Here is a 17,249-nt window from a genome sequence, read left to right as displayed (position 1 = left end):
GGCTTCGGGGCTTCGCCCTGGCCTTCGGCCACCTCCGGCCCGGGCCTGCCTCCGGTCCAGCCTGCCACCCCCGTCAAGCGCCTCCCCCACACACCGCGGGGCGACGGGGTCGGGTCGGGAGGGCGTCACCTGCCACGGGGTGGGCGAGACCGGGCGGAGGTGGGCCGCACGGCTGGGTGGGTGGGGGTGGCTGGAGGTGGGCTGCCTGCCGTGGGAGTGGGCGGGGCGGGTGGAGGTGCGTCGCACGCGTGGGTGGGTGGGTGGGGGAGGGTGGAGGTGCGTCGCACGCCATCGGGCGGCCTGGGGCGGGTGGAGGTGCGTCGCCACGCCATCGGGCGGCCTCGGGCGGCCTGGGACGGGTCGGTGCTGTGTCGTTCGCCGTCCCGTGGGGGACCCGCGGATGGTCTGCGCATGGTGTGCGCAGGGGCTGCGAAGGCCCTGCGAAACGGTGTCGTGGGGGTTCACGGCGTGCTTACCCGGCAGTAAATTACCGGCGGTAACCTCCGAGTCGCCGAGGAGAGCCCGTGTCCCAGTCCGTGTCCGCCCCGCCGGCCGCGCCCGGCGTTCCGGTCAAGACCGTGGTCCAGCAGGTGGTCCGGGAGGTGTACGTGCCGCCCCTGGCCAACCCGCCCCTCCAGGGCTCCCTGGGCGACATCCCCTTCCTCAACGCCCAGGAGGCCCCGGCCGCCCCCGTCCTCGCCCGCAAGCAGCCCGACGGCAGCTGGCGCGACGTCACCGCCGCCGAGTTCGCGGCGGAGGTGCTGGCCGTCGCCAAGGGGCTCATCGCCCAGGGACTGGAATGGGGCGACCGCATCGCGATCATGGCCCGGACGACGTACGAGTGGACCCTGCTCGACTTCGCCGCCTGGGCCGCCGGGCTGATCACCGTGCCGATCTACCCCACCTCCTCCGCGCTGCAGGCGCGCTGGATCATCCACGACTCCGGTGCCGTCGCCTGCGCCGTCGAGGACACCGCCCAGGCCCGGCTCATCAGCGCCGAACGGGCCCAGCTGCCCGGGCTCGTGCACCTGTGGGAGTTCGACACCGGGGCCATCGCGCAGCTCGTCCGGGCCGGCGAGGCCGTCCCCGACGTGGCGGTCCTCGCCCGGCGGGCCCACACCGCCCCGCAGACCGTGGCCACCGTCATCTACACCTCCGGCACCACGGGCACCCCCAAGGGCTGCGTGATCACCCACGGCAACCTCTTCGCCGAGGTCGACAACGCCGTCGAACTGCTGCACCCCGTCTTCAAGTCGGTCAGCAAGGAGCCCGCCTCGACGCTGCTCTTCCTGCCGCTCTCGCACGTCTTCGGGCGCATGGTCGTCGTCGCCTGCATGCGCGCCCGCGTCAAGCTCGGCCACGCGCCGAGCATCGCCACCGAGGAGCTGCTCGCCGACCTGGCGGGCTTCCGGCCGACCTTCCTCCTCGCCATCCCGTACGTCCTGGAGAAGGTGTACAACACCGGCCGCGCGACGGCCGAGAAGATCGGCCGCGGCTCCTCCTTCGACCGCGCCGCCCGCATCGCGCAGCGCTGGGGCGAGGCCCACCACAACGGCGACCGCGGCAGCCTCGGCCTGCGCGCCGCCCGGGCCCTGTACGACCCGCTCGTCTACCGCCGCATCCGCAGCGCCCTCGGCGGCCGCGTCAAGTACGTGATCAGCGGCGGCTCGCCCCTGGGCCACCGCCTCGCCGCCTTCTACGCCGGCGCGGGCGTCGAGGTCTTCGAGGGGTACGGGCTCACCGAGACCTGCGGCGCCAGTACGGTCACCCCGCCGCTGAGCCCCCGCCTCGGCACGGTCGGCTGGCCGCTGCCCGGCACCGCCGTGCGCATCGCCGCGGACGGCGAGGTGCTGCTGCGCGGGGGGCACGTCTTCGGCGGCTACTGGGACTCCGCGCGCGGGACGGTCGTACCGGCCACCGACCACGAGCAGTGGTTCCCCACCGGTGACCTCGGCGTCCTCGACGACGACGGCTACCTCACCATCACCGGCCGCAAGAAGGACATCCTCATCACCTCCGGCGGCAAGAACGTCGCCCCCGCCCCGTTGGAGGACTGGCTGCGCGCCCACCCGCTGGTCGGCCAGTGCCTGGTCGTCGGCGACAACCGGCCGTACGTCGCCGCGCTCGTCACCCTCGACCCCGACGGGCTGTTCCACTGGCGCCAGATGCGCAAGAAGCAGGACGTCCGGACGGCCCAGCTGGTGCACGACGAAGAGCTGCGGGCGGACCTCCAGCGGGCCGTGGACGACGCGAACCGGCTCGTGTCGCGGGCCGAGTCGATCCGCCGCTTCGCCGTCCTGCCGGTGGAGTTCACGGAGGCCTCCGGGCACCTGACGCCCTCGCTGAAGCTGCGCCGGGCCGCGATCACCCGCGACTTCGAGCGGGAGATCGACGAGCTGTACGGGACGTAGGGGGCATCCCCGCGTCCCGTCCCCGCGAGGCCGTCCGCCGCCCCCTTACCCCGGGCGGCCGGCCCGCGCACGCCGGGCGGGGCGCGGGGGCGGCCCGTATCGTGGCTGCGGGGACGACCCCTGGGAGGTGCCCATGCACCGGCCTCGCACGACCCTGCTCTGCGCCGCCGTCCTGGCGGCCACCGCGCTCGCCGCGGCGCCGGGCCCCGGCCCGAGCCCCACGCCGACCGGCGACCCGCTCGCCCGGTTCTACCGGCAGCAGATCACCTGGGGGCGGTGCGCCGAACCCGGCCCCGCCGACATGCGCTGCGGCACGCTGACCGTCCCGCTCGACTACGCCCGTCCCGCCAAGGGCACCGTCGACCTCGTCGTCTCCCGCATCCCGGCCAGCGGCCCGCACCGCCGGGGGCCCCTCGTCCTCAACTTCGGCGGCCCGGGCGTCCCCGGCGTCGCCACCCTCGCCGTCGCCGCACGCAGCTTCGCCGACCTCCGCGAGGCCTACGACCTGGTCGCCTTCGACCCCCGCGGCGTCGGCCAGAGCGCCCCCATCAGCTGTGGCGGCGCCCTGGCCACGGCGGGCACCGGCACCACCGCCGACGAGCAGCTCCAGTCCCTGCGCGCGACCGCCACGGCGTGCGCACGCCACTCCGGGCCGGTCCTCCCGTACGTCGGCACGGCCAACGTCGCCCGCGACATGGACGTGCTGCGCCAGGCGCTGGGCCGGCCCCGCCTCGACTACCTCGGCTTCTCGTACGGGACCCGGGTCGGCGCGGCCTACGCGGCCGAGTTCCCGCACCGCACCGGCCGGATGGCCCTGGACGGCGTCGACAACCTCACCGAGCCGCTCACCGAGCAGGCGAGGGACACGGCGGAAGGCCAGCAGCGCGCCCTCGACGACTTCCTGACCTGGTGCACGCACCGCCCGGACTGCGTGTACGGGACCAACACCCGCACCGCCAAGGAGCGCGTCCGCGCCCTGATCCGGAACCTGGACGCGGAGCCGCTGGTGGGCCACGACGGGTCGCAGTTCACCGGCCAGGACACGGTGGTGGCGATCGGCGCCGCCCTGTACGCGCAGGCGAACTGGCCGCTGCTGGCCGACGCGCTCGCCCGCGTGGAGCGGCAGCACGACCCGAGCGGACTGATCGAGCTGGCCGGTGCCGTGGTGCCCGACCCGGAGCCCCCGTACGAGCCCGATCCCACGCCCTCGGGCAGCGGCGGCACGGACGGCGTCGTCGGCACCACCGAGGTGCCGGCCGACAACATGGACGCCGCGCTGATCGCGGTGAACTGCGCCGACGACCCCGACGGGCTCCGCGACGGCAGCACCGCCGCGGTGGTCCGGAAGATCCTGTCGCTCCAGGCCGAGTTCCAGGCCGCGTCCCCGGTCTTCGGTCCGGCCCAGCTCGGCACGGTGCTGGCCTGCTACGGCCGCCCCGCGGGCAGCGACTTCGTACGGAAGATAGACCGCCCCGGCGCCCCGCGGATCCTGCTCGTCGGCACCCGGGGCGACCCGGCCACCCCGTACCGCTGGACCGAGGAGACCGCCGCGCGGCTCGGCAACGTCACGGTCGTCGACCACAAGGGCGACGGCCACACCGGGTACGGGGCCTCCGCCTGCGTGCGCGACAAGGTCAACGCGTACCTGGTGGACGGCACCCTGCCCCACGGAACGCGCTCGTGCCCGGCGGGGGAGTGAGGGCTCCCGCCGGGCACGGGCGTCACCTGGCGTCACCCCCTAGCAGTTGGAGGGCGCCGGACGGTCGGCGAACCGGTCGGCCAGCCAGTCGCCGGCCGCCGGGGACTGCGTGAGCCCGCCGCCGACGTGCCCGCCGACCGGGACGGTCCGCCACTCCACGGTCGCGCCCCGGGCGCACCAGTCCGCGCGCAGCCGCCCGGCGACCGCGTACGGGATCAGCTCGTCGGCCTGTGCGTGGTACTGGTACACCGGCGCGGCCGGGGCGGTGCGGCCCAGCTTCGACCCGTCCAGGCGGGCCCGCCAGTCGGGCCGGTCGAGGGGGTCTGACGTCGTCAGGTCGGAGATCCGCTTGAAGGCCCCGGCGGTCGCGGCCCCCGTCACGCAGCGGTGGCTGACGAAGTCGACCAGCGCCCTGCCGGCCGGGTTGAGGTAGGAGTCGAGCCGCAGCTCGGGGAAGGCCGCGTCCTGGCCGGCCGCCGCCATGACGACGAGTCCGGAGCCGAGGCCGCCGTCGTTGGCGGCGGCCACCGCGAGCAGGTCGGCCGGGACGCCGCCGGTGGCCGTGCCCTTGACGTGGAGTTCGGGTGCGTACGAGCCCGACAGCTCGGCGGCCCAGCCGGAGGCCTGGCCGCCCTGCGAGTAGCCCATGATGCCGACGGGCGCGTCCGCCGACAGGCCCGCCCCGGGCAGTCGCAGCGCGGCACGGGCGGCGTCGAGCACGGCGTGCCCGGCGGACGCGCCGACGGTGTACGTGTGCAGGCCCGGGGTGCCGAGACCCTCGTAGTCGGTGACGGCGACGGCCCAGCCGCGGGCGGTGAGCAGCCGGATGAGGTCGCCCTCCGGGGAGGTGCCGCGCGGGAGGTGGTTGCTGGGCGCGCAGGAGTCGTCGAGGCCGACGGTGCCGACGGCGTACGTGACGAGCGGGCGCGGACCGGTCCGGCCGTCCTGGGGGACGATCACGGTGCCGGAGACGACGTTCGGGGTGCCTCCGGCGGTCGTGGAGCGGTAGTGCACCTTCCAGGCCTCGGTGTCGGTCGTCCGGCCGGGCAGCGGGTGGAAGGCGGAGGGCTCGACGGAGACGAGGTCGCCGGGCTTTCCGGCGTCCCGTGGTGCGGTCGCGTCCGCGTCCGCCGTGGCGGCGGCGGACGCGGTGGGTGCGGCGGCCGGCAGTGCCAGCGCGGCGACGGCTGCGACGGCGGCGAGGACGGTGCTGCGGATGCGCGTGCGCATGGGCGCTCTCCCAACGGTCCCGTGGAGGGGGGCAGGTGAGGAGACCGTAGTGACCGGCCGTCGGGCCGTGGCCGGTCGCGGCCGTGAAGGTGCGTGTCTTCCCGCGCGGTTCACCCACGCGACGCCCTGGAGGGGGAGAATGGTTGCAAACCGGTGCTCTTCGGGCACTTGGCTCATCGCCGTCGGTCCGCGGCGGCCGCCGCGTTCCGTCGGACCCCAACGCCCGCCCAGGGCTCGCGAAATGCCCCCTATGCACCATTGCCCGCAAGGGCACCGGGACGGGCAAGTGAACAGTCCGTCATAAAGGTGAGGGGGGACGGCGAGTCGGGGGCGAAGACCTGATAGACAGTGAATATTCACGGCTTGACTCGGCCCGCACGCCTTGGGGGGAACGCCGCACTGTGAAGCCTCTTCGCCGACATCTCATCAGCACCTCGCGCAAGGTGCTGTGCACGGCCGCCCTGGCGGCCAGCCTCACCACGGCCGCGGTCGTCGGCAACCCGCCGACGGCCGACGCGGGCGAGTCCGCTCCGACCCCGGACAGCCCGCAGGCCACCGACCGCGGCAACCCGCGGCTGACCCTGCCCGACCTCGCCGCCCCCGCGCCGCCGACCGCCGGCGGCACGGGCCCCGGCGGCGCGTCGAACAACGGGATCCCCGCGACCGCCCTGGACGCGTACAAGCGGGCGGAACTGGCCGTGGGCGCCGCGCTGCCGAACTGCCACCTGCCCTGGCAGCTGGTCGCCGGCATCGGCCGGGTCGAGTCGGTCCACGCCTCCGCCTACGGCCTGAAGGCGGACGGATCGACCGAGCGGCCGATCCGCGGCCCCCGCCTCGACGGCAACGGCTTCGCGAAGATCCTCGACACCGACAAGGGCGCCTTCGACGGGGACGGGCAGTTCGACCGGGCGGTCGGGCCGCTGCAGTTCATCCCGTCCACCTGGGCGCAGTGGGGGGCCGACGGCAACGCGGACGGCACCCGCAACCCCAACAACATCTACGACGCTGCCCTCGGCGCCGGCCTCTACCTCTGCGCCGGCGACAAGGACCTGCGCCGGGCGCAGGACCTCGACAGGGCCGTCCTGAGCTACAACAGCTCGCGCGAGTACGTGAACACGGTCCTCGCGTGGATGCGGCTGTACCAGAACGGCGTGGACGGGGTCACGAACCCGCCCGCCACGGTCCCGCCCAACGACACGGTCCCGCCCGTCACCCAGCCGCCGTACACGGACCCGCCGAACCGGACCCTGCCGCAGCCCAAGCCGAAGCCGAAGCCGGACAAGCCGAAGCCGGAGAAGCCCAAGCCCGAGAAGCCGAAGCCGGAGAAGCCGCAGCCCACGGTGGCCGGGCTGGAGCGGCTCGGCGACGGCACGCTGCAGGCCGAGGCGGGCTCCGAGTTCACGGAGAAGGCCCAGGCCAAGGCGAAGCTCAGCGACGGCAAGGCGGCCGCGAAGGCGGTCGTGGTCTTCGAGATCGAGGGCGACACCTCCGGCACGGTCTTCGCCGGTACGGGCAAGACGCACGCGGTCGTGAAGACCGACGCGGCCGGCGTCGCCACCGCACCGGTCCTCAAGGCGGGCGACAAGGCCGGCGACGAGCCGGGCGCCTTCACCCTGCGGGCCACGGTGTACGGGACGACGCACGAGTACACGGTGAAGTACGCGGGCACCGTCACGCCGAAGCCGGCTCCGGTCGTCAAGAAGCTCGTGCGCACCGGCGAGGACGCCGAGAGGGCGCTCGTGGCCGAGGTCGGCGACGCGAAGTTCAAGCAGTCGGTGAGCGTGCTGGCCGCGGACGCCGACGGCAAGGGCGTCGCCGGGACCGTGGTGACCGCCGGCCTGCTGGCGAAGAACAAGGCCGGGGAGTGGGTGCCGGCCGAGACCGGCCCGTACTTCGCGGACGGGGCCGGGCGGACCGTGCACAAGCTGGAGCTGACGCCGGCCGACGCGTCGGGGCGGGTCGACCTGCCGGCCGTCCGCCTCGCCGAGGACGTCGAGCCGGGCACCTACCGGCTCCGGCTGACCACGCCCGAGGGTGTCGAGCTGGTGATCGAGCTCGAGGTCAAGAAGGCGGCGGACGCCGACCCGGAGAAGGACCCGAACCCGGAGGCGTCGGCCACCCCGCCGGCCACCAAGCCGTAGCCCCCTCCCGGGGGTGGCCCCGCCCTTCGGGGCGGCCCACCCCCGGGCCGGAGCCTGCAAAAGGCAGGAGCCCCGTCCCCTCGCGCGTGCGAGGGGCGGGGCTCCTTGGGTACTGCTATCCCGACCGCGATCCGGTCGGCCCGGGCAACTTAGGCCGGGGTGACGTTCTCCGCCTGCGGGCCCTTCGGGCCCTGCGTGACGTCGAAGTTCACGACCTGGTTCTCCTCGAGGGAGCGGAAGCCAGACGAGTTGATCGCGGAGTAGTGGACGAAGACATCCGGGCCGCCGCCGTCCTGGGCGATGAAGCCGAAGCCCTTTTCAGCGTTGAACCACTTCACGGTTCCGGTAGCCATAAGCCCTCCTTGGGCCAAAGGGTTGCCCTGCTCCAGAACCTGCTAAGAAGTCTGAAAACTACAAAAGCCTGCGGGGTTACATGCTCCGCAGGCTCTGTACTGCAAGGGAAACCAAACTGCAACTTGCGTTGAGCCTAGCACGCAGAGTGCCCGCAAGGGTAGAGGGAAAGATCACGTCACCCGGACGTTTGACACCCCTGTCCGATGCTGACGAACACCGGCGGCTAGTCTCGCGATGTGGACGCCAATCGCTGCCGGCCCCGGGTCGGCCACATTCAGTTCCTGAACTGCCTCCCGCTCTACTGGGGCCTCGCCCGGACCGGCACGCTGCTGGACCTGGAGCTCACCAAGGACACCCCCGAGAAGCTCAGCGAGCAGCTCGTGGCCGGCGAGCTGGACATCGCCCCGATCACCCTCGTCGAGTTCCTGAAGAACGCCGACTCGCTCGTCGCCTTCCCCGACCTCGCGGTCGGCTGCGACGGCCCGGTCATGTCCTGCGTGATCGTCTCCCAGGTGCCGTTGGACCAACTGGACGGCGCCCGCGTGGCCCTCGGCTCCACGTCCCGGACGTCCGTACGGCTCGCCCAGTTGCTGCTCGCCGAGCAGTACGGCGTGCGCCCGGAGTACTTCAGCTGCCCGCCCGACCTCGGCCTGATGATGCAGGAGGCGGACGCGGCCGTACTGATCGGGGACGCGGCCCTGCGGGCCTCCCTCCACGACGCCCCGCGGCTCGGCCTCACGGTCCATGACCTGGGGCTCATGTGGAAGGAGTGGACCGGGCTGCCGTTCGTCTTCGCCGTGTGGGCGGCGCGCCGGGACTACCTCCGGCGCGAGCCCGTCGTGGTCGGCAAGGTCCACGAGGCGTTCCTGGCCTCCCGCGACCTGTCGCTGGAGGAGGTCACCAAGGTGGCCGAGCAGGCGGCCCGCTGGGAGGCCTTCGACGCGGAGCTGCTCGAGCGGTACTTCACCACGCTGGACTTCCGCTTCGGCCCCGACCAGCTCGCCGGCGTACGGGAGTTCGCCCGCCGCACCGGGGTCGGGCACGTGGACGTGGCGCTCCTCGAGCGGTAGTCCGGTCGTCCTCCGGGCCCTCGTCGAGAGGCCCGGAGGGCGCCGGGGCGGGCCGCCCCGGGGGCCCGCTCAGGAGGCCGGGATCGGGGGCTGGAGGACGTCGCTGATCCACTTCATCGTGCCCTCGTTCATGCCCTCGATGTAGGTGCGGGCGTTGTGGTCGCCGCCCCGGATGATCTGCAAGCGGGTTTTGACCGGACCTTTGCCGAAATTGTCGATGAAATTCTGCACCTTCTGAAGCGTTCCGCGCTCCTTCGAGCCCACCTGGAACGCCAGATACACATCGGGTCCGCCATTGGCGATCAGCTGCGGGGCGAGCCGCTCCGGATTGTTCGCTTCCTGTTCATCCTCGTACCCCTGCCACAAGGGTGAGTCGGGGACGATGTCCGGGCCGGAGGCGATCACGGCCTTGAATTTCTCCGGGTACTGCAGCACCGACTTCAGGGCCACGAATCCGCCCGAGGACGACCCCATGAAGGCCCAGCCGTCCCGGGTCTTGAACGTCCGGAAATTGGCCCGGACGAGATCGGGCACGTCCTCCGTCATCCACGTGCCCATCTTCGGCTGGTCCGGGATGTCGCTGCCGTCGTAGTAGTGCTTCTTGTTCGGGTTCAGCACCGGCATCACCACGATGAACGGCAGGCCCTTCCCCTCCTGCGACCAGCGCGCGATGCTGCGCTGCAGCCCGAGGCCGGCCCCGATCCAGTAGTTGCGGGGGTAGCCGTAGCTGCCGGGCAGGGCGATCAGCACCGGGAAGCCGCTGTTGGCGTACTTCGGGTCGAAGTACTGCTTCGGCGCCCAGACCCACACCTGGCCCGTGAACCCGGACTTCGGTCCGGTGTACGTCGTCACGCCGATGGTCGTGCCGTCGGCGAGCCGGCTCTCCTCGCGGAACTCGGCGCGCGGCCCCGTGGGCAGCTGCGTCAGCCGCTCCGAGAGGGAGACCCGCTGCTGCCGCTTGCCCGTGCCCGGGGAGGCCGACGGGCCGCCGGCGGAGGGGCTCGGGGCGTCGAAGCTGACCGGTGCGCCGGGGCCGCCGCAGCCGGCGGCCAGGAGCGTGGCGAGGGCGGCGGCCCCGACCGCTGCGGCGATCCGTCTGCGCGCGCCGGACCCGCGGGGCGCGGCGCCCGCACGGGTCGTCGCGGACCCGTGGGATATCGGGCGGTGCGGCTCGGTCGGACGGGGCGTGGTGCGGCGGATCATCTGGACACGGTCGCACGCTCCGGCAAGATCCGCTTAATCCGGTGTTCATCCGATGTGCCGTTCATCTGAGGAGGCGGGCCGGGAGCCGGCGGTGCGGGGAGGACGGGGCCGCGGGGAAGCGGTGGCCGGGGGCCGGGCACGGCTAGGGTGCTCGCGTCAGGGGGACGGACGTCACGGGGGCCGCGGCAGGCCCGACGGGACAGGCAGGGGAGGCGCGCATGCATCCGCTCGACGCGGACGAACCGCGGAACATCGGCGGGTACCGGCTGCTCGGCAGGCTCGGGGCGGGCGGCATGGGCCGCGTCTACCTGGGCCGCAGCACGGGCGGCCGGACGGTGGCGATCAAGATCGTGCACCCGCACTTCGCCCTCGACGAGGAGTTCCGCACCCGCTTCCGCCGGGAGGTCGCGGCCGCCCGCCGGGTGGGCGGCGACTGGACGGCCCCGGTCCTCGACGCCGACCCCGAGGCGGCCGTTCCGTGGGTGGCGACCGGCTACGTGGCCGGGCCCTCCCTGGACCGCGCGGTGGCCGCGCACGGCCCGCTGCCGGAGGCCTCCGTACGGGCCATGGGCGCGGGGCTGGCCGAGGCGCTGGCGGCGGTGCACGGGCTCGGGCTGGTGCACCGGGACGTGAAGCCCTCGAACGTGATGCTGACCCTGGACGGGCCGCGCCTGATCGACTTCGGCATCGCCCGCGCCTCGGACGGCACGGCCTCCCTCACCTCCACCGGTGTCTCCATCGGCTCGCCCGGCTACATGGCGCCGGAGCAGATCCTGGGCAGGGGGACGACGGCGGCCGCGGACGTGTTCTCGCTGGGCGCGGTGCTGGCGTACGCGGCCACGGGCGAGCCGCCGTACACCGGTGACAACTCGGCCACGCTCCTCTACAAGGTCGTGCACGAGGAGCCGGAGCTGGGGCGGGTGCCGGGGGCCGGCGGGCTGCGCGAGCTGGTGGCGGCCTGCCTGGCGAAGGACCCGGCCGCCCGGCCCGCGCCCGCGGAGCTGTCGGCGGCGCTGGCCCCGGGCGGGGCGGCGGCCGGCTACGTGGCGGGATGGCTGCCGCCGGCGCTGGTCGAGGAGGTCTCGCGGACGGCGGTCCGGCTGCTGGACCTGGAGGCGGGCCCGGCGGAACCGGCGGGCCCGGCCGGCCCGGTGCACACCGCGGGCGGGCCGCTCGCGACGGGCTCCGCGGTCGCGTACGGGACGGGCACCCCGTACGGCAGCGCGGCCGAGCACGCCCCCGCGACCGGGGCCCCCGGCACCCGGACCCCCACCCCCGCCGGGACCCCCTTCGCCGGCGCCGGCCCGTACGGGTCCGGGGCGGGTGCGGTGGCGGCCGGCGGGGCGTACGGGCCGCCGGACGCCTCGTACGGCCCGGCGTACCCGGCCACCGCGACCGGCGTCCCCGGACCGCGGACGGCCGGCGGTACGGGGGGCTCCGCGGACCCGGCCGGGACCGCGGCGGGCGCCGCCGAGGGGGCCGGCGGACTGACGGTCTCGGCCCGGGCCGGGCGGCGGGTCAGCTGCACCGTGACGCTGGCGGTGGCGGCCGCGCTGGCCGCGGTGAGCCTGGGCGGGCTGTACGCCATGGACCTGCTGCCGGGCCGGGGCGCGCGGCACGACTCCGCGAGCGGCTCCGACGCGTCCAGCCCCGGCGCCACGCCGGGCACCCGCGGCCCGGGCACTTCCGGCGGCGACGGCGACGGCACTCCGGACACCCCTACCACCGGCCCGGGCACGGCCTCCCCCGACACCGGCGCCGGAAGCCGGGACACCGTTCCGGCGGCCCTCACCGGCACCTGGAAGGGCACGGTGAAGACGAACGTCGGCGTGAGGGTGCAGTTCGAGATCGCCATCAGGGCGGGCCGCACCGGCGACTTCGTGGGCCGCGACGTGTCCGGGATGGACCTGCTGGGCACCCACTTCGACTGCAGCGGCAACTGGAAACTGGCGAAGGCCACGGACCGCTCGCTGGTGCTCGACACCAGCGGCGGCCCCAATCCGCACCCGGGCGTGTGCGCCGACGGCTCCCCGAACGAGCGCTTCACCCTCAACGCGGACGGCACGCTGCACTACGCCTCGGGCGACGCGGCGGCCGGCAACCCGGAGGGCGACCTGACCAAGCAGGGCTGACGGAACCGGCCCGGGGGGCTGGCGTAGGCTGGATCGGTCCGTACCTCTTGACAGCCCCTGACACCACCGAAAGGTGAGGCACCGGTGACCGACCAGGCCGCTCTCCAGTCTGTCCTCGACCGCGCCGCCGAGGGGGGTCGGATCTCCGCCGAGGAGGCGCTGGACCTCTACCGGCACGCGCCGCTGCACGCCCTCGGCTCGGCCGCGGACACCGTCCGCCGCCGCCGCTACGCGGGTACCGAGCACATCGCGACGTACATCATCGAGCGGAACATCAACTACACGAACGTCTGCGTCACCGCCTGCAAGTTCTGCGCCTTCTACGCGGCCCCCAAGGACACGAAGAAGGGCTGGACCCGCGACCTCGACGACATCCTGCGCCGCTGCGCGGAGACCGTGGAGCTGGGCGGCACGCAGATCATGTTCCAGGGCGGCCACCACCCGGACTTCGGCGTGGAGTACTACGAGCAGCACTTCGCCGCCATCAAGAAGGACTTCCCGCAGCTGGTCATCCACTCCCTCGGCGCGTCCGAGGTCGAGCACATGGCCCGCATCTCCGGCGTGAGCGCCGAGGAGGCGATCAAGCGGATCCACGCGGCCGGCCTGGACTCCTTCGCGGGCGCGGGCGCCGAACTCCTCCCCGAGCGGCCGCGCAAGGCGATCGCGCCGCTGAAGGAGTCCGGCGAGCGCTGGCTGGAGATCATGGAGATCGCCCACGGCCTGGGCGTGGAGTCCACCTCCACCATGCTGATGGGCACGGGTGAGACGAACGCCGAGCGCATCGAGCACATGCGCATGATCCGTGACGTGCAGGACCGGACGGGTGGCTTCCGGGCCTTCATCCCGTACACGTACCAGCCCGAGAACAACCACCTCAAGGGCCGCACGCAGGCGACCATCTTCGAGTACCTGCGGACGATCGCCATCGCCCGGCTGTTCTTCGACAACGTCGCGCACATCCAGGGCTCCTGGCTGACCGTCGGCAAGGAGGCCGGCCAGCTGTCCCTGCACTACGGCGCCGACGACCTCGGCTCGGTCATGCTGGAGGAGAACGTGGTCTCCTCGGCCGGTGCGAAGCACCGCTCCAACCGCCAGGAGCTCATGGACCTGATCCGCAGGGCGGACCGCGTCCCGGCCCAGCGCACCACGACGTACGAGCACGTCGTCGTCCACGACGACCCGGCGAACGACCCGGTCGACGACCGCGTCGTCTCGCACATCTCCTCCACCGCGCTCGAGGGGGGCACCGCCCACCCGGAGCTGAAGCTCCTCGACGCGAACTGAGCCGCGGCCGTGCGCACGCTGCATGCGGCCCCGCTGCTGCTGCCCGGGGGCGCGGCCGCTCCGCTGACGGGCGGTGCGGTGCTGGTCGAGGCCGACCGCATCGCCGCGATCGGGCCGCAGGCGGAGCTGGCCGAGGCCTATCCCACCGCCCGAATACGGGAGTGGCCCGGGGTGCTCACCCCGGGGCTGCGGCAGCCGCGCGCGGCGTGGCTGCTGACCCGCTGCTACTTCCCGGACCCGCGCGAGTACGCGCTGCTGGGCGCGGAGGTGCTGGGTCCGGGGGCGCTCGCGGACCTGGCCCCGGACGCCGCACGGATGGCGGGCAGCGTGCGCCGCGGGCTCCAGCAGATGCTGCGGCACGGCACCACGGCGGTGGCCCTGCCGCCCGGTGACCCGGCGCTGACCGCCCCGGCGGCCCGGCTGGGCCTGCGCCCGGCCGCCCCCGCGGCGGACCCCGGGGAGCGCCAGGAGTCGGCCGCCGACCTGGATCCGCTCGCCACGGCCGGATCCCTCGCGGCGGCCGTCCACGTCCCCCTCACGCTCGGCGCCCCGGCCGACTTCGCGGTCTTCGACGTCCCCGACGAGCCGGCGCTCCTCGCCCGCGGAGCGGCCTCCTGCGTCGCCACGGTCCTCGGCGGACGGCTGCTGTACCGGGGGCGCTGAGGTGCGGCCCCCGCCCGCGCGTCATTCCGCGCGGGCCGTGGTCGTCCCTTCGTGGGTGGGTACTGTCGTATCCGGGGCCGTGTACGACACCCGCGTCCACACTCGCGTTCATGGGAGCAGTGATGGCGACATCCGGTCGAGACGAGCGGGTCACCGAGGACAACTGGATGTTCCCGCCTGCCGACGGCTGGAGGTTCGACCAGGTCAAACACCTCGACCTCCCCTTCGACTGGGAACTCGTGGACGGAGTCGTGGTGGTCCGGGGCCAGACCAGGCTGTGGCACAACGTGGTGCGCGACAAGATCGCCCGGCATCTGGAGCTGGCACGGGTCGAGCCGTTCGAGGTGGTCACCGAGCAGTGCGTGATGTACGACGACCACAACACCCCCAAGCCGGACGTGATCGTCTACGACCCCACGGGGCTGGACTTCTTCGATCTCGAGTGCGTACCCGTCGACAAGCTGGCGCTGGCGGTCGAAGTGGTGTCCCCCGGGTCGCGCCAGGACGACCGTGTGCGCAAGCCCGCCCTGTTCGCGAGCGCACTCGTGCCGTACTACTGGCGGGTGGAGATCGGGCGCGATCGCAGCCTGGCCGTCCACGAGTTCTGGCTGCACCATCGACACCGCGAGTACATCGAGGCCCCGGAGACGCCGGTGCACCGGAAGGTGCTGGTCACCGAGCACCCGTACCCGATCGAGATCGACCTGCGTACCCTGCTCGGCTTCGGGCGACCGCATACCGGCACAATGAGCACGTGACCCGAGCCTCCCTGGACAAGCAGCCGCACGAAGTCGCCAGCATGTTCGACGACGTCGCGGCGAACTACGACCTCACCAACGACGTGCTGTCCCTCGGCCAGTCCCGCCTGTGGCGCAAGGAGGTGGCCAAGGCGGTGGGCGCCCGCCCGGCGCAGAAGGTGCTCGACCTCGCCGCCGGCACCGCGACCTCCTCGCTGCCCTTCGCCGCCACCGGCGCGTACGTCGTCCCCTGCGACTTCTCGCTGGGCATGCTCCGCGAGGGCAAGCGCAAGCACCCGCACCTGCCCTTCACCGCGGGCGACGGCACGAAGCTGCCGTTCAAGGACGGGGTCTTCGACACCGTCACGATCTCCTTCGGGCTGCGCAACGTGCAGGAGACCGAGGGCGCGCTGCGCGAGCTGTACCGGGTCACCAAGCCCGGCGGCAAGGTGGTCATCTGCGAGTTCTCGCAGCCGACCTGGGCGCCCTTCCGGACCGTCTACACCGAGTACCTGATGCGCGCGCTGCCGCCGGTGGCCCGGGCCGTGTCCAGCAACCCCGACGCGTACGTCTACCTCGCCGAGTCCATCCGGGAGTGGCCGGACCAGCCCGCGCTGGCCCAGCTGCTGCAGAAGGCCGGCTGGACCTCGGTCGCCTGGCGGAACCTGACCGGCGGCATCGTGGCCCTGCACCGCGGCACCAAGCCCGCCGCATAGCCCGCACCCGGCACCGCGGACACGGACACCGACACGGACACGGAACGGGCATGAGCACGGTGGTGGACTACCAGGCCGTCCTGGAGCAGGTCGCGGCCGACGTGGCCCCGCTCGTCGGCAGCGGCGAGCCGGCCGCGTACATCCCGGCCCTGGCGGAGGTCGACCCGAACCGCTTCGGCATGGCGGTCGCCGACCTCGACGGGAACGTCTTCGGGGTCGGCGACTGGCGCGTGCCGTTCTCCGCCCAGTCCATCACCAAGGTCTTCACCCTGGCGCTCGTCCTCGCGCACGGCGGGGACAGCGTCTGGGACCACGTGGGCCGCGAGCCCTCCGGCAACCCGTTCAACTCCCTGGTGCAGCTGGAGTACGAGAACGGCATCCCGCGCAACCCGTTCATCAACGCGGGCGCCCTCGTCGTCACCGACCGCCTGCAGACCTGGACCGGCGACGCGAGCAGCGAACTCCTGGAGTTCCTGCGGCGCGAGAGCGGCAACGAGGACCTGGCCTTCGACGCCGAGGTCGCCGCGTCGGAGTCCGCGCACGGCGACCGCAACGCGGCGCTGGCGCACTTCATGGCCTCGTACGGCAACATCGCCAACCCGGTGCCCACCCTGCTCGACCACTACTTCTGGCAGTGCTCGATCGAGACCAGCTGCGCCGACCTCGCACTGGCCGCCCGCTTCCTGGCCCGGCACGGGCTGCTCGCCGACGGCTCGCGGCTGCTCACCCGCAGCGAGGCCAAGCAGGTCAACGCGGTGATGCTGACCTGCGGCACGTACGACGCCGCCGGCGAGTTCGCGTACCGGGTGGGCCTGCCGGGCAAGAGCGGCGTCGGCGGCGGGATCGTCGCCGTGGTGCCCGGGCGGTGCACGCTGTGCGTGTGGAGCCCGGGCCTGGACGAGCGGGGCAACTCGGTGGCGGGCGTCGCCGCGCTCGACCGGTTCACGACGCTGACGGGGCTGTCGGTCTTCTGACCCGGGGCGCCGCCGCGGGACGTCGGGCGGGCCGGGACCTCGGAGCGCCGGGCGGCCGGGACCTCAGAGCGCGAGGCGGTAGCGGTGGCCCCGGCGCTCACCGCCGCTCAGCGCGAACACCTCCGCCAGCTCCATCCCGAGGCGCTCGGCCACCGCGATCGAGCGGACGTTCGTGGACTCCACCATCGCCACCACCTCCGGCACGCCGGCCGCCCGTACCCTTTCGATGGTTTCGAGCGCCGCCGCGGTGACGTACCCCTTGCCCCAGTACGGCCGGGCCAGCCGCCAGCCGATCTCTATGCTGCCCGCCGGACCCCACTCCCGCGGCCACGGCTGCGCCCCGGTGAACCCGATGACCTCGCCGGCCTCGTCGAGCATCGTCCAGAAGCAGAAGCCCAGCTGGGCGTCGTGCATCCGCTGGCGCGCGGTCAGCTCCTCGTACACCGAGAGCTCGGCGGGACCGCCCTGGAAGCGCATCACTTCGGGATCGTTGAACACCCGGTGCCAGGCGTATGCGTCCTCCTCGGTCGGCACGCGGAGCTGGACGTCGGGGAGCAGCTTGGTCATCGGGGCGGCCCTTCTCGGTGGTGATCGCTCGTCGCTGCATAGACTGCCCATGTCCTGTGCCTTCGGCA

14 protein-coding genes are annotated in these 17,249 nt (G+C 73.5%); 10 read left to right on the top strand and 4 right to left on the bottom strand.

Translation table 11 applies throughout. The features are described from left to right. Positions 1–536: 536 nt before the first annotated feature. Complete coding sequence (locus ACIQCH_RS33485; protein WP_402587235.1) at positions 537–2,411, top strand: AMP-dependent synthetase/ligase; 1,875 nt, start codon at positions 537–539, stop codon at positions 2,409–2,411. Between the two features lie 133 nt (positions 2,412–2,544). Beyond that, on the top strand, positions 2,545–4,110 hold the full coding sequence (locus ACIQCH_RS33480) for an alpha/beta hydrolase (protein WP_402587229.1): 1,566 nt from the start codon (positions 2,545–2,547) through the stop codon (positions 4,108–4,110). A 39-nt stretch (positions 4,111–4,149) separates the two neighbouring features. Here the strand turns inward: ACIQCH_RS33480 and ACIQCH_RS33475 are convergent, their stop codons facing one another. After that, a complete protein-coding gene (locus ACIQCH_RS33475; protein ID WP_402587227.1) occupies positions 4,150–5,340 on the bottom strand; it encodes a lipase family protein in 1,191 nt (396 codons plus the stop codon). A 401-nt stretch (positions 5,341–5,741) separates the two neighbouring features. On the opposite strand from ACIQCH_RS33475, the gene ACIQCH_RS33470 reads away from it, so the two are divergent. Next, on the top strand, positions 5,742–7,481 hold the full coding sequence (locus ACIQCH_RS33470; protein ID WP_402587225.1) for a hypothetical protein: 1,740 nt from the start codon (positions 5,742–5,744) through the stop codon (positions 7,479–7,481). Positions 7,482–7,630: 149 nt separating this feature from the next. On the opposite strand, the gene ACIQCH_RS33465 is transcribed toward ACIQCH_RS33470, so the two are convergent. Next, the gene (locus ACIQCH_RS33465) at positions 7,631–7,834 is read right to left on the bottom strand and encodes a cold-shock protein (protein ID WP_132902898.1); all 204 of its coding nucleotides are present in this window, start codon (positions 7,832–7,834) and stop codon (positions 7,631–7,633) included. 237 nt (positions 7,835–8,071) lie between these two features. Here ACIQCH_RS33465 and ACIQCH_RS33460 point away from each other — a divergent pair, with 237 nt between their 5' ends. Further along, entirely contained in the window at positions 8,072–8,905 is an 834-nt protein-coding gene (locus tag ACIQCH_RS33460) for a menaquinone biosynthetic enzyme MqnA/MqnD family protein (RefSeq protein WP_402587223.1), read from the top strand. A gap of 69 nt (positions 8,906–8,974) precedes the next feature. Here ACIQCH_RS33460 and ACIQCH_RS33455 read toward each other — a convergent pair whose 3' ends face one another. Then, positions 8,975–10,108, bottom strand: a complete 1,134-nt coding sequence (locus ACIQCH_RS33455) for an alpha/beta hydrolase (RefSeq protein WP_402587221.1) — start codon at positions 10,106–10,108, stop codon at positions 8,975–8,977. Between the two features lie 218 nt (positions 10,109–10,326). Here ACIQCH_RS33455 and ACIQCH_RS33450 point away from each other — a divergent pair, with 218 nt between their 5' ends. From ACIQCH_RS33450 to ACIQCH_RS33425, 6 genes are all read left to right on the top strand, one after another. Then, positions 10,327–12,240: a protein kinase gene (locus tag ACIQCH_RS33450; protein WP_402587219.1), complete on the top strand. Its 1,914-nt coding sequence runs from the start codon at positions 10,327–10,329 to the stop codon at positions 12,238–12,240. Between the two features lie 84 nt (positions 12,241–12,324). Next, positions 12,325–13,524 carry a cyclic dehypoxanthinyl futalosine synthase gene (gene mqnC, locus ACIQCH_RS33445; protein WP_402587217.1) on the top strand — a complete coding sequence of 400 codons (1,200 nt, stop codon included), beginning with the start codon at positions 12,325–12,327 and terminating at the stop codon, positions 13,522–13,524. Between the two features lie 9 nt (positions 13,525–13,533). Further along, the gene (locus tag ACIQCH_RS33440; protein WP_402587215.1) at positions 13,534–14,187 is read left to right on the top strand and encodes an imidazolonepropionase-like domain-containing protein; all 654 of its coding nucleotides are present in this window, start codon (positions 13,534–13,536) and stop codon (positions 14,185–14,187) included. Between the two features lie 110 nt (positions 14,188–14,297). Then, on the top strand, positions 14,298–14,945 hold the full coding sequence (locus ACIQCH_RS33435; protein ID WP_402587213.1) for a Uma2 family endonuclease: 648 nt from the start codon (positions 14,298–14,300) through the stop codon (positions 14,943–14,945). After that, entirely contained in the window at positions 14,942–15,640 is a 699-nt protein-coding gene (locus ACIQCH_RS33430; protein ID WP_402587211.1) for a demethylmenaquinone methyltransferase, read from the top strand. The genes ACIQCH_RS33435 and ACIQCH_RS33430 overlap by 4 nt, the downstream gene beginning before the upstream one ends. 50 nt (positions 15,641–15,690) lie before the next feature. Further along, the gene (locus tag ACIQCH_RS33425) at positions 15,691–16,614 is read left to right on the top strand and encodes a glutaminase (protein WP_402587209.1); all 924 of its coding nucleotides are present in this window, start codon (positions 15,691–15,693) and stop codon (positions 16,612–16,614) included. A gap of 63 nt (positions 16,615–16,677) precedes the next feature. Here ACIQCH_RS33425 and ACIQCH_RS33420 read toward each other — a convergent pair whose 3' ends face one another. Next, the gene (locus tag ACIQCH_RS33420) at positions 16,678–17,181 is read right to left on the bottom strand and encodes a GNAT family N-acetyltransferase (RefSeq protein ID WP_402587208.1); all 504 of its coding nucleotides are present in this window, start codon (positions 17,179–17,181) and stop codon (positions 16,678–16,680) included. Between the last annotated feature and the right edge of the window lie 68 nt (positions 17,182–17,249).

The organism is Streptomyces sp. NPDC093225, assembly GCF_044753805.1.
Taxonomy (GTDB): domain Bacteria; phylum Actinomycetota; class Actinomycetes; order Streptomycetales; family Streptomycetaceae; genus Streptomyces.
Note: the sequence above shows the minus strand (reverse complement) of the source record. Positions and strands in the feature narration are given on the sequence as shown.